The sequence below is a fragment of the Longimicrobium sp. genome, from assembly GCA_036389135.1.
Lineage (GTDB): Bacteria > Gemmatimonadota > Gemmatimonadetes > Longimicrobiales > Longimicrobiaceae > Longimicrobium.
This window is the reverse complement of sequence record DASVQP010000038.1, coordinates 124,440-137,687: the sequence shown is the minus strand read 5'-3', so window position 1 is coordinate 137,687 and position 13,248 is coordinate 124,440. Positions and strand designations below refer to the sequence as shown.

At 69.3% G+C, this 13,248-nt stretch carries 12 protein-coding genes; 11 read left to right on the top strand and 1 reads right to left on the bottom strand.

The window, feature by feature from the left end; all coding sequences use genetic code 11:
- The first annotated feature begins 110 nt into the window (after positions 1-110).
- Both VF584_09455 and VF584_09450 read left to right on the top strand, forming a co-directional pair.
- Positions 111-653, top strand: coding sequence for a hypothetical protein (locus tag VF584_09455; GenBank protein ID HEX8210405.1), 543 nt, complete (start codon positions 111-113; stop codon positions 651-653).
- Complete coding sequence (locus VF584_09450) at positions 650-874, top strand: hypothetical protein (GenBank protein HEX8210404.1); 225 nt, start codon at positions 650-652, stop codon at positions 872-874. The genes VF584_09455 and VF584_09450 overlap by 4 nt, the downstream gene beginning before the upstream one ends.
- Positions 875-1,432: 558 nt before the next feature.
- Here the strand turns inward: VF584_09450 and VF584_09445 are convergent.
- Entirely contained in the window at positions 1,433-2,752 is a 1,320-nt protein-coding gene (locus VF584_09445; GenBank protein ID HEX8210403.1) for an erythromycin esterase family protein, read from the bottom strand.
- A 221-nt stretch (positions 2,753-2,973) separates the two neighbouring features.
- Between VF584_09445 and VF584_09440 the strand changes: the two genes are divergently transcribed.
- From VF584_09440 to VF584_09400, 9 genes are all read left to right on the top strand, one after another.
- Positions 2,974-3,609, top strand: coding sequence for a superoxide dismutase (locus tag VF584_09440; GenBank protein HEX8210402.1), 636 nt, complete (start codon positions 2,974-2,976; stop codon positions 3,607-3,609).
- Positions 3,610-3,741: 132 nt separating this feature from the next.
- Positions 3,742-4,671, top strand: coding sequence for a signal recognition particle-docking protein FtsY (gene ftsY, locus VF584_09435; GenBank protein HEX8210401.1), 930 nt, complete (start codon positions 3,742-3,744; stop codon positions 4,669-4,671).
- A gap of 306 nt (positions 4,672-4,977) precedes the next feature.
- Positions 4,978-7,110 (top strand): ATP-dependent DNA helicase RecG, encoded by a 2,133-nt coding sequence (recG, locus tag VF584_09430; GenBank protein ID HEX8210400.1) that lies wholly within the window; start codon positions 4,978-4,980, stop codon positions 7,108-7,110.
- A gap of 218 nt (positions 7,111-7,328) precedes the next feature.
- Positions 7,329-8,174, top strand: coding sequence for a deoxyribonuclease IV (locus tag VF584_09425; GenBank protein HEX8210399.1), 846 nt, complete (start codon positions 7,329-7,331; stop codon positions 8,172-8,174).
- A gap of 56 nt (positions 8,175-8,230) precedes the next feature.
- Positions 8,231-8,578, top strand: a complete 348-nt coding sequence (locus tag VF584_09420) for a hypothetical protein (protein HEX8210398.1) — start codon at positions 8,231-8,233, stop codon at positions 8,576-8,578.
- Between the two features lie 93 nt (positions 8,579-8,671).
- Complete coding sequence (locus VF584_09415; protein ID HEX8210397.1) at positions 8,672-10,939, top strand: TonB-dependent receptor; 2,268 nt, start codon at positions 8,672-8,674, stop codon at positions 10,937-10,939.
- 563 nt (positions 10,940-11,502) lie between these two features.
- Complete coding sequence (locus VF584_09410) at positions 11,503-11,913, top strand: 6-carboxytetrahydropterin synthase (GenBank protein HEX8210396.1); 411 nt, start codon at positions 11,503-11,505, stop codon at positions 11,911-11,913.
- Positions 11,914-12,513, top strand: a complete 600-nt coding sequence (gene folE / locus VF584_09405) for a GTP cyclohydrolase I FolE (protein HEX8210395.1) — start codon at positions 11,914-11,916, stop codon at positions 12,511-12,513.
- Between the two features lie 14 nt (positions 12,514-12,527).
- Positions 12,528-13,244, top strand: a complete 717-nt coding sequence (locus tag VF584_09400) for an SDR family oxidoreductase (protein HEX8210394.1) — start codon at positions 12,528-12,530, stop codon at positions 13,242-13,244.
- Positions 13,245-13,248: the final 4 nt, after the last annotated feature.

Sequence of the window (13,248 nt, the reverse complement as noted above, 5' to 3'; positions counted from 1 at the left end):
CATCGCACCCCCTCCTCTGTTCACCAGGGTTCGTCTGAATGCGGCCGTTGCCGTTCGCACCGCGACACGCGACAGGAGTCCGGCCGGAGTTCCGGGCGGAGATCGAGCGCGTGATCGAGGGCATGCCGCCGGGCATCCTGAGGGTTCTGGAAGAAGAGGGGTACGCACTGGTTTCGGGCCGGACAATGCTCGAGGCGGAGCCTGTATTGCGCGGTCAGGCACCACGTGGCTATCCACCCGACGCCACATGGGCCAACGTGTCTGGCGGATTTCAAGGCGGTGGTGCCAAACGCATTGTCCTCGCGGAGACTTATGAAGACTACGACACCGGCCTTATCGGTTTCTGCACGGATGTCGCCGAGGCGCTGCGCCACGAGATCGGGCACGCTGTGGACCAGGCATTGCGCGGTGCATCCACCGCCGACGAGTTCAGCTCCGCGTACCTGCTGGGGCGACGACGTGTCGAGGAATGGAACCTTCGTGATCAACTTGAATACTTTTTGAATGAGACGGTCGACGCGGGCGCCGAAGAGACATTCGCGGAACTCGTCGCGATCGTAAGCGGAGGTGGCGCGGCCGGAATGGACGAGTTGATGCGTTCTACCTTCCACGAGGCGTTGTCCGTGGTGACCAGGATATTGGAGGGCCTATGAGCATCTCGATCATGCGTGGGACCGAGGAGACACTTCGCGTCGCCGTGCGGACCGCTGAACCGGACGGCACGCGGAGCGATAGCTTTCGGGACGTGCAGCCCGGGGAGACGTTCTTCCGCATACCTTACCACGTGTTGCGTGCGCATGTCGGGGAGACCCTGGAGTGGGAAGCCCTGCAACAGGAAGCACGGCGGGACGCCGCGGTAATCAGCGGAGATTAATGAGTGACGCAGCCGCGTCTGACGGGTGACGCGCACAACACGCCGTTGCCGCCTTCGCGTGGCTGATGATCCTGCGCTATGCAATCTCTCTCGCCCGCCGCTTCCGCCGCTTGGAGCAGCAGGTGGATGCGATGGGTTCAGGAGGAGGCGGGCGAGTAAACTCGCGGCAACGACAGCACAAAGTCCGCCTGCGCGGACTCGGGGGGAGAGATTAGTCGTCTCTCCCCTTTTGTGTGTCCAGGGCGGGGGGTGAGGTCGAACGGATGGAGCGAGAGTTCGGCGCGGGAGAGAGCACGGGCAGCCACGCGGGGCTGCCCCTACGAGTTGCGGTGCGGAGGGGCAGGGGGCAAGGGCGGGCAGACACGCAGGTCTGCCCCTACGGGATTCGGGTGTGGTGCGATTGTCGGGGCGGGGGCGGAGGGTGGGCGCGATGAATCACGCCCCTACCGCCTCGCGCGGCCTGACGCCCCCTCTCTCGATAACGGCGAGGGCGCAGCCCTCTCCTGTTATCGGGAGAGGGGGCAGCGAGGAACGAGCGGGGGTGAGGGCCACCTCCCCTCACCGCAGCTGCTCCACCGCCGTAGTGCGGTCCACGTGGATCACGGCGTCGAACTGGTCGGCGAGCCGGGCGGTAAAGTAGTGGCTCTGGCGCTCCGTGCGCGGCGCGTAGATCACGCCGACGGCGCGCTCCAGGCGCTCTTCGCGGAGCGCGGGGGCGGCGGGCGAGCCGCGCAGGATCAGGAGAAAGCTCGCGATCTCCGTCTGGTGGAAGAGATTCGCGAAGCTCTCCGGGAGGGCCGGGCGCAACGCGGTCTCCAGCCCCGGGCCGCCCCAGAAGGTGGCGGCGGTCACCTCGCCCTCGTAGGTGGTGAAGCCCAGGAGGAAGGCTCCGCTGCGCTCGCGCATCAGCTGCCCAACCGTGAGCTGCCCCTGCGCACCCATCTCCGTGGCGCGCACGTCGCCCACGTGGGAGTTGTGCGCCCACACGGCGATCTTGCCGCTCTGTCCGCGCGCTTCCAGGTGCGCGGAGAGCGCCGCGAGCGTCTCGGCCATGTGCCGGTCGCGCGCGTTCCAGGCCGTGTGGCCCCCGAAGGCGTTGGTGCGGTAGAACTCTTCAGCGCTCCGCACCACGCGCGCGCTCTGCACCGCGTCGAAGAGCTCGGGGTCGGCGGGCGCGGCGGCGGCGCGCTGCTCCATCTCCTGGAGCTGCGCGGCGGCGAAGGTGGCGCACGAGGCCGCCGGGTTGGAGGCGGCCGCGCTCGCGTACCGCTCCGGGCTGCGGTTGTGCGCGGCGAAGCAGGCGTACCGTGTCCGCGCCCGGTCTGCCGCGGCGGCGTCCACGCGCGACAGGTACGCCACGACGTCGTCCATCGACGGGTAGAGGCTGTACACGTCCATCCCGTAGAACCCCACACGCGCCGCGGCGGGCCGCGCGGCGTTCAGCGCGCGCAGGTCGCGGACGAGGTCGCGCACGACGGTGTTGCGCCACATCCAGTACGGGAACTCCGTGAAGCCAGAGAGCGCGGCCTCCGGCGTGGCGTCGCTTCCCTGGCCGCGAATGTACTGGTTCACGCGGCGCGAGGCGGGCCACTCGCCCTCCACCACGATGGCCGCGAAGCCGCGCTCGTCGATCAGCCTTCGTGAGATCCGCGCGCGCTCCGCGTAGAACTCGTGCGTGCCGTGGGTCGCCTCGCCCAGCATGACGAAGCGGGTGTCGCCGATCGCGGCGAGGAGCGGGTCGTAGTCGGCGGCGGTGCCCCGCAGCGGGAGCGCGGCCTGGCGCACCGTCTCGACGGCGGCATCGGGCTCGACGGAGCCGGTGGTCTCGCCGCACGCGGCCAGGGCGAGCAAGGCGGGGACGAAGATTTTCAGCTTCATGGCGGTTCTCCTGCGGACTACTTTTCACGTGGCCGAGGGGCATAACGGAAGCCCCATTCGGCAGAGCGGGTGCCGCGGCGGCTTCACGGCGGGTCCGTGGCGGAACATCTGGCGCACCGTACATTGGGCCTCCCGGTGCGGCGCTTGCGTGCGCCGTGCGCGACTCGCCGCGTCACACCCGCGCGGGCGATGGTCCGACCAACACACGACGGAGGCACACGATGCCGTTCAACCTTCCCGATCTGCCGTACGCGTACGATGCGCTGGAGCCGCACATCGACATGCAGACGATGCAGTTCCACCACGACAAGCACCACGCCGCGTACGTCACCAACCTGAACGCCGCGCTGGAGAAGCACCCGGATTTCCATGCGGGCGACGACATCGAGGCGCTGCTGCGCCGCATCGACGACGTGCCGCAGGACATCCGCAACGCGGTGCGCAACAACGGCGGAGGCCACGCCAACCACTCGCTCTTCTGGCAGGTGATGGGCCCCAACGGCGGCGGCGAGCCCACCGGAGCTCTCGCCGACGCGCTGACGCAGGCGTTCGGCGGCTACGACCAGCTCAAGACCCGCATGATTGACGCGGGCAAGGGCCGCTTCGGGAGCGGGTGGTCGTGGCTGGTGGTGGACGACCAGGGCAAGCTCCAGGCGATCGACACGCTCAACCAGGACTCGCCGCTGATGCTGGGCTACACGCCGATCCTGGGCGTGGACGTGTGGGAGCACGCCTACTACCTGCAGTACCAGAACCGCCGCCCCGACTACCTCGAGGCGTGGTTCAACACGATCAACTGGGAAGAGGTTACCCGCCGCTTCCAGCAGGCGCAGGCAAGCTTCGGCGCGCAAGGCTGACGCTCCAGCTGATGGGCACCCCCGCCGCGGGTTCGGCGGGGGTGCTTTCGTTTCCCGGTGCAGGGAAGGGCGCGGTGTTGTAGATTGCGGGCCGGTCACGAGATCACGAACGACATGAAAGGCTGCTGATAGATGGCTCGTCTGTTCCGCAAGAAAGAAGAAGGAAAGAAGTCGCTCTGGGACCGCATCGTGGACGTCGCGCTGACGGACGTGACGGTGCTGGTGAAGGGGATGGACGAGGGGTCGCTCGAGGGGCTGGAGGAGACGCTGATCGGGGCGGACTTCGGAGTGCCCTCCACGCTGCGGCTGGTGCGAGTGGTGGAGACGCTGGCGGAGCGCGGGATCGCGCGGTCGCAGAACGACTTCCAGCGCGCGGTGCGCGAGGAGATCGTCGACATCCTCTCCGCCGGGCGGTCGGACACGGCCCTGCGCTTCAACTACGATGAGGGCCCCACCGTCTTCCTGATCGCGGGCGTAAACGGGGTGGGGAAGACGACCACCATCGCGAAGCTGGCGCACCGCCTCACGCGGCAGGGGCGCAAGGTGCTCATCGCGGCGGGCGACACCTTTCGCGCGGGCGCCGTGGAGCAGCTCAAGCGCTGGGCGGACCGCGTGGGGTGCGACTTCGTGGGCGCCGAGGCGGGCCGAGACCCCGCCGCCGTGGCCTTCGACGCCATGGAGCGCGCCATCGCCAACGAGACCGACGTCGTGATCGTGGACACGGCCGGCCGCCTGCACACGCAGACCGACTTGATGAAGGAGCTGGAAAAGGTGCACCGCGTCATCGGGAAAAAGCTCCCCGGCGCGCCTCACGAGACGCTGATGGTGCTCGACTCCACCGTCGGCCAGAACGCACTGGCGCAGATCCGCACCTTTGGCCAGACCCTCCCCCTCACCGGGATCGTCCTCACCAAGATGGACGGCACCGCCAAGGGCGGCATCGTCGTCGCGATCAAGGAGGAGTTCGACCTCCCCGTGAAGTTCATCGGCGTCGGCGAGTCGCTGGAGGACCTGGTGCCGTTCGAGATCGAGGCGTTCGCGGAGGAAGTGCTGACGATGTAGGAAGGGAAGTGCGTGAGTGCGGGTGCGTGGCACCACCCCGCTTATGTCATCCTGAGCGACGCGCTTCTCCGGCCCCGCCCCGGCTCCGCACTTTGGCGCGAAGCGAAGGATCTACTGCGCGTGCCGAGGGGCCCGTCGTTACCCACCGTCCTCTTGCCTCGCCGGCTAGATCCTTCGTTCGCCGCAGGAGTCCAGAGGGCGCGGCGGAGGTTGGCGTGGGCGGCTCTCTCAGGATGACAGATGGCTGGACGGATATCCGCGTCACAACGCACTAACGCACTAACGCACTAACGCACTCCTTCTCCCGTGGTTCGCGGAAAACCGCTCAAGCCCGTCATCCTCCCCACCACGCCCGAGGGCGCGGAGCTTCCCGCGTACTCGGAGCTGGATCGCCCCATCCAGTTCCTCAAGGGTGTGGGGCCCAAGCGCGCGGACCTCCTCAAGAAGATGGGGCTCCTCAACGCGCGCGACCTCCTTTTCCACGTCCCGCACCGCTACGAAGACGCCAGCACGATCACAAAGATCAACGCGCTGGATCCGGGGATGGAGGCGACCATCATCGGGCGCGTGGTGTCCAAGGGCGTGCTCCCCACGCGCAGGGGGCTGCGCATCTTCCAGGCGGTGGTGCGCGACGGGAGCGGGCTGATCGAGTGCTCGTGGCCGGGCCAGCCCTTTCTCGACCGGGTCCTGAAGAAGGGCGACCTCCTCCTCCTCTCCGGCACCGTGCGCTTCTACCACGGGCGCCAGTTCCAGCCGCGCGAGTTCACCGTCATCGCTGCGGAGGGCGAGGAGTCGTCGGAGGAGACGGGCGCCATTTTCCCCGTCTACCCGGCGACGGAAGGGCTGACGCACCGGCAGGTCCGCAACCTGATCGCGGACAACCTGAACGGCCTGCTGGAGTCCGCAAAGAGCGACGATCCGCTGGATGACGCGTTGCGCGAGGATGCGGGGGTCCTGCCGCTGTGGAAGGCGCTCGACCAGATGCACCGCCCCTCGACGCTCGCCGAGGCGGAGGAGGGGCGGAGGCGGCTCGCGTTCGAGGAGCTCTTCTTCCTCCAGATTCTGCACGCCCGCGTGCGCCGTGAGGCCACTGTGGAGCGCCAGGGGATCGCCTTCGAGCGGAAAGACCACCTGGTGCGCCCCTTCCACAAGTCGCTTCCCTTTGCGCTCACCGGCGCGCAGAAGCGTGTGCTGAAGGAGATCGGCGACGACATGGCGGCGCCGCGACGCATGAACCGCCTCCTGCAGGGCGACGTGGGGGCGGGGAAGACGGTGGTGGCGCTCTTCGCCATGCTGCGCGCGGCGGAAAACGGCTACCAGGCCGCGCTGATGGCGCCCACCGAGATCCTGGCGGAGCAGCACGCGCGCACCCTCGTCAAGCTCCTGGGCGACGTCCCCGCCGGCGTCACGCTCCTCACGGGCCGGCTCAGCGCGAAGCAGTGGAAGGAGGCCGCCTACCGCATCGCCGTGGGCGACGCGGACCTGGTGGTGGGGACCCACGCGCTGATCCAGGAAGCGGTGGAGTTCCACAAGCTGGGGCTGGTGGTGGTGGACGAGCAGCATCGCTTTGGCGTCAAGCAGCGGCTCGCGCTCACCGAGATGGGCACGCACGCGGACACGCTGGTGATGTCCGCCACGCCCATACCGCGCTCGCTGGCGCTGACGCTGTACGGCGACCTGGACATCTCCGTGCTCGACGAGCGCCCGCCCAACCGCCGCCCCGTGCGCACCGCGCTGCGCAACGAGTCGGCGCGGCCCAAGGTGCTGGCCTTCGTGCGCGAGCAGGTGGAGCAGGGAAGGCAGGCGTACTTCGTCTACCCGCTGGTGGACGAGTCCGAGAAGCTGGACCTGAAGTCCGCCACGGAGGAGTTCGAGTCGCTGCGCGTCCTCTTCCCCGACTTCCGCCTTGCGCTGATCCACGGCCAGATGCCGGGCGAGGAAAAGGATCGCGTGATGCGCGCGTTCGGGGCGGGCGAGATCGACGTTCTCGTCTCCACCACGGTGATCGAGGTGGGGATCGACGTGGCGAACGCGACGGTGATGGTGGTGGAGCACGCCGAGCGCTTCGGGCTTTCGCAGCTCCACCAGCTTCGCGGCCGTGTAGGGCGCGGATCGGAGGAGAGCTTCTGCATCCTCCTTTCCGCCGGCGCCGAGCACCTGGAGCGGCTGCGCATCTTCGCTTCCACCGAGGACGGCTTCGCCATCGCCGAGGCCGACATGCGCCTCCGCGGCTACGGTGATCTCTTCGGCGCGCGCCAGTCCGGCCTTCCCGCCTTCCGCTTCGCCGACCTGGAAAAGGATGCCGCGCTTCTCTCCAAGGCACGCGGTGAAGCGCGCCGCATCGTGGACGAGGACCCGAACCTGGAGCGTCATCCGGCTCTCAAGAAGGCGCTCCACGCGCGGTACGGCGAGCGGGCGAAGATGTTCGGGGTCGGGTAAATGATCGGGATGGCGTGGGTCGAGGTGGGGCGGAGGAGGGCAGACACGCGTGTCTGCCCCTACGGCATCGGTGCGGAAGGCGAAGGTCGAAGCGGGGGTGAGGGTGGGCGCGATGGATCGCGCCCCTACAGGGCTGGACGTCGCGCCATTCCTCATTCACGGCGTTGACACCCCCGTCAACTCCGTATACTTTCGCGCCTCCTCAAACCGACGAATTGATGCTGCTGGGAGCCCACGTGTCCACCGCCGGCGGGTGCTGCAACGCACCGGGCCGCGCCGAGGAGATCGGCGCAACCGCCATCCAGATCTTCACCAAGCAGCCCAACCGCTGGGCCGAGGTGGAGGTGGGGGAGGAGGACGCCGCGACGTTCCGTGCGGCGATCACCGCGCTGGCGATCGGCTTCACCAACGCTCACGACTCGTATCTCATCAACCTCGCCACCGCCGATCCGGTGCTGCGCGAAAGGTCGCTTGAGGCGTTCAAGGGCGAGCTGCGGCGGGCCGAGCGGCTGGGGCTCGATGCACTCGTCACGCACCCCGGCAACGCGACCGACGGCGACATGGCGCGCGGACTGGCGCAGAACGCCGCGCTGATCGAACAGGCGCTGGAAGAGGTGCCCGGATCCACGATGGTGCTGCTGGAGACGACGGCGGGGGCCGGGCGCGTGCTGGGCTCGACCTTTGAAGAGCTGGCGGAGATCATCGATCGCATCTCACCTCTTCAGCGCCACCGCGTGGGCGTGTGCCTGGACACCTGCCACGTGTACTCCGCCGGCTACGATCTGCGTGAGGATTACGACGGCGTCATCGCGCGCCTGGCGGACACCGTGGGGCTCGACCGGCTGCGCCTCCTGCACCTGAACGACTCCAAGTGCGCCTTCGGCAGCAAAAAAGACCGCCACGAGGCGATCGGCGAAGGGTCGCTGGGCGACGAGCCGTTCCGGCGCATCATGACCGACGAGCGGCTCGCGTCGCTTCCCAAGGTGCTGGAGACGCCAAAAGGTGACGACCACGCGGCCACCGACCGGGCCAACCTCGCGCGCCTGCGGGGTTTCCTGGCGTGAGCGCGGGCCGTCCACGGTGGGAACTCCCGCCGTTGGCGAGGGGTACCCCGCACATCATGAAACACCGCCCCAACGCCCGACTGTTCCTGCTGATCGCCGCTCTTGCCCACGTGCTGGGCGGCGACCTCGGGGCGTTGCTGCACCGCTCGGCGCCGCTCGCGCCAGCCGGGATCACGATCGGTGCGCTGGGCTCGGAGGACGACCGCGCCCCGGTGCCGGAGCACCCGCGCGACTGCGCCTTCTGCCAGACGCTGGCGAACGGCACGCTCGCGCTTCCGGAGCGCGGCCTCGCGCTGCGCGCCGGCTTCGTCGACGCCGCCATTCCGGCGCCGCCGCCGAGCATCGCGCGCCGTCTCCTGTCGGCGTCGCCCTCGCTTCCACGCGGCCCTCCCAGCATCTCCTGACGACCGCGGCGCCCCCATTGGGCCGCGCACCGTGACCACACCCCGCGCGCGAATGCCCGGGGTGCATCCGATCTGTCCGTCCAGGAGTGCAACATGAAGTTTCGTACTTTCGTGCGGTCCGCGCTCGCCGCGGCCGCGTTTGCATGGCTCGCCCCGGCGGCGGCGCACGCCGACGAGGTGGGTCCCATCACGGGCGTCGTGCGCGATGCCCGTGATGGCGCCCCGCTCCCCAACGCCCGCGTCACCATCGCGGAGATCAGCCGCTCCATCACCACGGGCGGCGACGGTTCCTTCACCTTCCGCGCGTTGCGCCCGGGGACGTACCACCTGGACGCGACGCTGCTGGGGTACGCGCCCGCGCACTCGGTCGTCGTCGTCCCGGAGTCGGGGGCGGTGGTGACGGTGGAGATCCGCATGCGCGCCACGCCGCTCGCCATCGAGGGGATCAACGTCACCGCATCCCCCGGCAGCGCGGACCCGCTCCGCATCACGCAGTCGACCGCGGAGATCTCGGGGAAGGAGCTGGAGCGCAACCTGGGGACGAGCGTGGCGCAGACGCTGGCCACGCAGCCCGGCCTCTCGGTGCGCTACTCCGGCCCCGCCGCATCCACCCCCGTCATCCGCGGGCTGAGCGGCGAGCGCGTGCTGGTGCTGCAGAACGGCCAGCGCACCGGCGACCTCTCCGCCTCGTCGCCGGACCACTCGCTCTCCATCGATCCGCTCGCCGCCACGCGTCTGGAAGTGGTGCGCGGGCCGGCGTCGCTGCTGTACGGGAGCAACGCGCTGGGCGGCGTGGTGAACGTCATCGCGCAGAACATCCCCACCACCGTGCCCACGCACGCCGAGGGGTACGTGGCGGTGCAGGGCGAGTCGGTGAACCCGGGCGGCGCGGCCACGGCCGAGCTGATCCTGCCCGTCGGCGGCTCGTTCGCGGTGAGCGGGCGCGGCGGCTACCGCAACGTGGACGACGTGCGCACCGGCGGCGGCGGCACGCTCGACAACACCTTCTTCCGCAACCGCTACGGGCAGGCCGGCGCAGGCTACATCGGCGAGCGGGTGCAGGGCGGGCTGGCCTTCAACGGCTACGGCTTCGAGTACGGCCTCCCCGCCTCGGCCGACGCCGAGGAGTCGGGGATCAGCATCCGCGGCCACCGTTACGAGGGCACCACGCGCGCGGACATGGCGCTGGGCGGCGGCTTCTTCACCAACCTGCGCGCCGAGGGCTCCGCGCAGTGGTACACGCACGACGAGGTGGAGGACACCGGCGAGATCGGCACCACCTTCAACCTGCGCACGCAGACGGCGGGGCTGATCGCCAAGACGGCGCACGGCCGCCTGAACGGCGCTTTCGGCATCTCCGGGCTCTTTCGCCAGTACTCGCCCGAGGGGGAGGAGGCGCTGACGCCCGCGGCGAACACGCGCAACGGCGGCCTCTTCGTGTACCAGGCGATCTCGCTCGGCGGCGGCGAGCGCGCTCCGCAGCTCCAGGCGGGCGCGCGCTACGACGTCTACCGCCTCACCGCGGCCGAGGGCGATCGCTTCGGCGGCGGCGTGACGCGCGACTTCAACAATCTCTCGGGCTCCATCGGCCTCAGCGTGCCGGTGGCGGAGCACCTGTCCGCCAACGTGAGCGCGGCCCGCTCGTTCCGTGCGCCCACGGTGGAGGAGCTCTTCTCCGATGGCTTCCACGCAGCGACGGGCGCCTATGAGCTCGGCGATCCGGAGCTGGGAGTGGAGACGAACAGCGGCCTAGAGGCGGTGCTCCGCGCGCAGTCCGAGCGGATCAACGCGCAGCTCTCCGCCTTCTACAACCGCATCGACAACTACATCTACCCGCTGCTCAGCGGCCAGCGCTTCGACGACGAGGTGGGCGACAGCGTCCCCTTCTATGAGTACGACCAGCGCGGGGCCGAGCTGCGGGGGCTGGAGGGGCAGGTGGAGGGCACCGTCGCGCGTCACGTGGTGCTGGGCGTGACGGGCGACCTGGTGCGCGGCGACTTCCGCGACGGCGGGCATCTGCCGTTCATGCCCCCCGCGCGGCTGGGCGCCTCCGCGCGCTTCGACAACAACCGCTTCTCCGCCGGCATCGAGGCGCGCCACGCCTTCGCGCAGGACCGCGTGGCGACGCGCGAGGGCCAGGGCATCGACGACCCGATTGCCACCGAGACGCCGACCGGCGCGTACGACCTGGTGAACGTCAGCGTGGGCTACACGCTGATCCGCAGTGCGCGAGTGCACTCCATCACCCTGCGCGCGGACAACCTGCTGGACGAGCGCTACCGCGACGCCGCCAGCCGCATCAAGGACTTCGCGCCGAACCCGGGGCGCAACCTGGCGCTGGTGTACAGGTTGTTGTTCTGAGGGGTCCCGGCGACTGAAGTCGCTGCAACAACAGCACAAATTCCGCCTGCGCGGACTCGGGGAAAGGCCGGTGCGGCTCTCCCGCGTTTGTGTGGTCAGGACCACGGGCAGCCACGATGCGAAAGGCGGCGGTCGAGGTGGGGGAGGGGGTGGGCGCCGATGAATCGCGCCCCTACCACAGACATCCGGGTACGGGCGGAGTGCACCCTTTCCCCCGCTTGCGGGGGAGAGGGCCGGGGAGAGGGGGAGGCCGCGTGGGGCAGGGCCAGTTGATGCGCACCCATGCGGCGCATCCACCTTGACGCCGCCCCGCATCCTCCCTACCTTCATCCCCGTCGGGCGTACCGGGGAGCTACATTTTTGAGCCAACAGTTTTGAAGCAGGGACCTGCTCTTGTGGCAGACGTCACGCCTCTCCGGAGGAAGGCGGAAAGCCGCGGGGAAGTCACCCAAACAGTGTATCACACTGGCTTCAAAAATCCTCCCTTGTGCGTCCTGGCTCGGGGCCGGTCTCGCTAGTCGCGAGACTGGCCTTTTCTTGCATACCAACCCTGGAGTGAGCCCGTGCCCAAGGTCCGCGTCACACGGCGGGTGCACTTCTCGGCCGCGCACCGCCTGCACAACCCGGCGCTGACGGACGAGGAGAACGCTCGGATCTACGGGCCCTGCAACCATCCCAACTGGCACGGCCACAACTACGAGATGGACGTGACGGTGGAAGGGGAGCCGGACCCGCGCACCGGCTACCTGGTGGACCTGGGCGAGCTGCGCGACGTGGCGGAAGAGGTGATCGGGCAGATGGACCACCGCAACCTCAACCTGGACGTCCCCTGGCTGCAGGGGGTGATCCCCTCCACCGAGAACCTGGTGGTGGCGATCTGGAACCAGCTGGCGCCGCGCGTGCCCCGGGGCAGGCTGGCGCGCATCGTACTTTGGGAGACGCCGCGCAACTACGCGGAGTACACGGGAGAATAGATGACCGAACTGATCGTTCCCGCCTCCGAGCGGGAGGCACCCGCTTTCGACGAGCTCGTGCGCCTCATGCTCGCGGAGCTGGGGGAGAACCCCGAGCGCGACGGCCTCGTCAAGACGCCCGAGCGCGTGGAGAAGAGCCTGCGCTGGCTCACGCGCGGCTACGACATGTCCGTGGCCGAGGTGATCGGCGACGCCGTGTTCGAGGAAGACCACCACAACATGGTGATCGTCAAGGACATCGAGATGTACTCGATGTGCGAGCACCACATGCTCCCCTTCTTCGGCAAGGTGCACATCGCCTACGTCCCGGACGGGAAGATCGTGGGGCTCTCCAAGCTGCCGCGCGTGGTGGAGGTGTTCGCGCGCCGGCTGCAGGTGCAGGAGCGTCTGACGGAGCAGGTCGCCTCCGCCATCATGGACGTCCTGCGCCCGCAGGGAGTGGGCGTGGTGATCGAGGCCGCCCACCTTTGCATGATGATGCGCGGCGTGGAGAAGCAGAACTCCAAGACCGTCACCAGCGCCATGAAGGGGATCTTTCGCGACGACCTGCGCACGCGCGACGAGTTCCTGCGGCTGGTGACGGGCGGCTCGCTGGTCTGACCACGGGGACGGAAATGGACGACTCGATGCGGGGGAGGACGGCGCTGGTGACGGGTGCGTCGCGCGGGATCGGGCTGGCGGTGGCGCGCGCGCTGGCGGAGAGCGGCGCGTGGGTAGGAATGGTGTCGCGCGGCGGCGACGCCCTGGCCCGCGCCGCGGAGGAGGTGGGGGGGCACGCCATGCCCACCGACGTATCCGACCCGTCGGCGGTGCACACGCTGGCCACCTACGTCGGCGAACTGCTGGGCGACGCGCCGGACCTGGTGGTGAACGCCGCCGGCGCCTTTGCCCTGGCGCGCCTGGCGGAGACGGACCCCGCCTCCTTCGACGCACAGATCGCCGCCAACCTGCGCGCCCCCTTCCTGCTGGTGCGCGCCTTCCTCCCGCTGATGCTGGAGCGCGGGTCGGGGCACATCATCCAGATCGGGTCGGTGGCGGGACGCGTGGCGTACCCGGAAAACGGGGCGTACTCGGCGTCGAAGTTCGGGCAACGCGGGCTGCACGAGGTGTTGCTGCAGGAGGTGCGCGGCACCGGCGTGCGCGCCACCCTGGTGGAGCCAGCCGCCACCGACACCCCGCTCTGGGACCCGATCGACCCCGATTCGCGCGCCGACCTTCCCGACCGCGCGGCGATGCTGCGCGCGGAAGACGTGGCGCGCGTGGTGCTCTTTGCGGCCGTGCAGCCGCGCCACGTGCAGCTCCCTTACATCGCGGTGGAGGCCGCCGCATAGCGCC

Bases quoted from the DNA above. Each gene is read 5' to 3' on its own strand.
- VF584_09450 (HEX8210404.1), top strand. From the start codon at position 650: ATGAGCATCTCGATCATGCGTGGGACCGAGGAGACACTTCGCGTCGCC.
- VF584_09445 (HEX8210403.1), bottom strand. From the start codon at position 2,752: ATGAAGCTGAAAATCTTCGTCCCCGCCTTGCTCGCCCTGGCCGCGTGC.
- VF584_09440 (HEX8210402.1), top strand. From the start codon at position 2,974: ATGCCGTTCAACCTTCCCGATCTGCCGTACGCGTACGATGCGCTGGAG.
- ftsY (HEX8210401.1), top strand. From the start codon at position 3,742: ATGGCTCGTCTGTTCCGCAAGAAAGAAGAAGGAAAGAAGTCGCTCTGG.
- VF584_09425 (HEX8210399.1), top strand. From the start codon at position 7,329: ATGCTGCTGGGAGCCCACGTGTCCACCGCCGGCGGGTGCTGCAACGCA.
- VF584_09420 (HEX8210398.1), top strand. From the start codon at position 8,231: ATGAAACACCGCCCCAACGCCCGACTGTTCCTGCTGATCGCCGCTCTT.
- VF584_09415 (HEX8210397.1), top strand. From the start codon at position 8,672: ATGAAGTTTCGTACTTTCGTGCGGTCCGCGCTCGCCGCGGCCGCGTTT.
- folE (HEX8210395.1), top strand. From the start codon at position 11,914: ATGACCGAACTGATCGTTCCCGCCTCCGAGCGGGAGGCACCCGCTTTC.
- VF584_09400 (HEX8210394.1), top strand. From the start codon at position 12,528: ATGGACGACTCGATGCGGGGGAGGACGGCGCTGGTGACGGGTGCGTCG.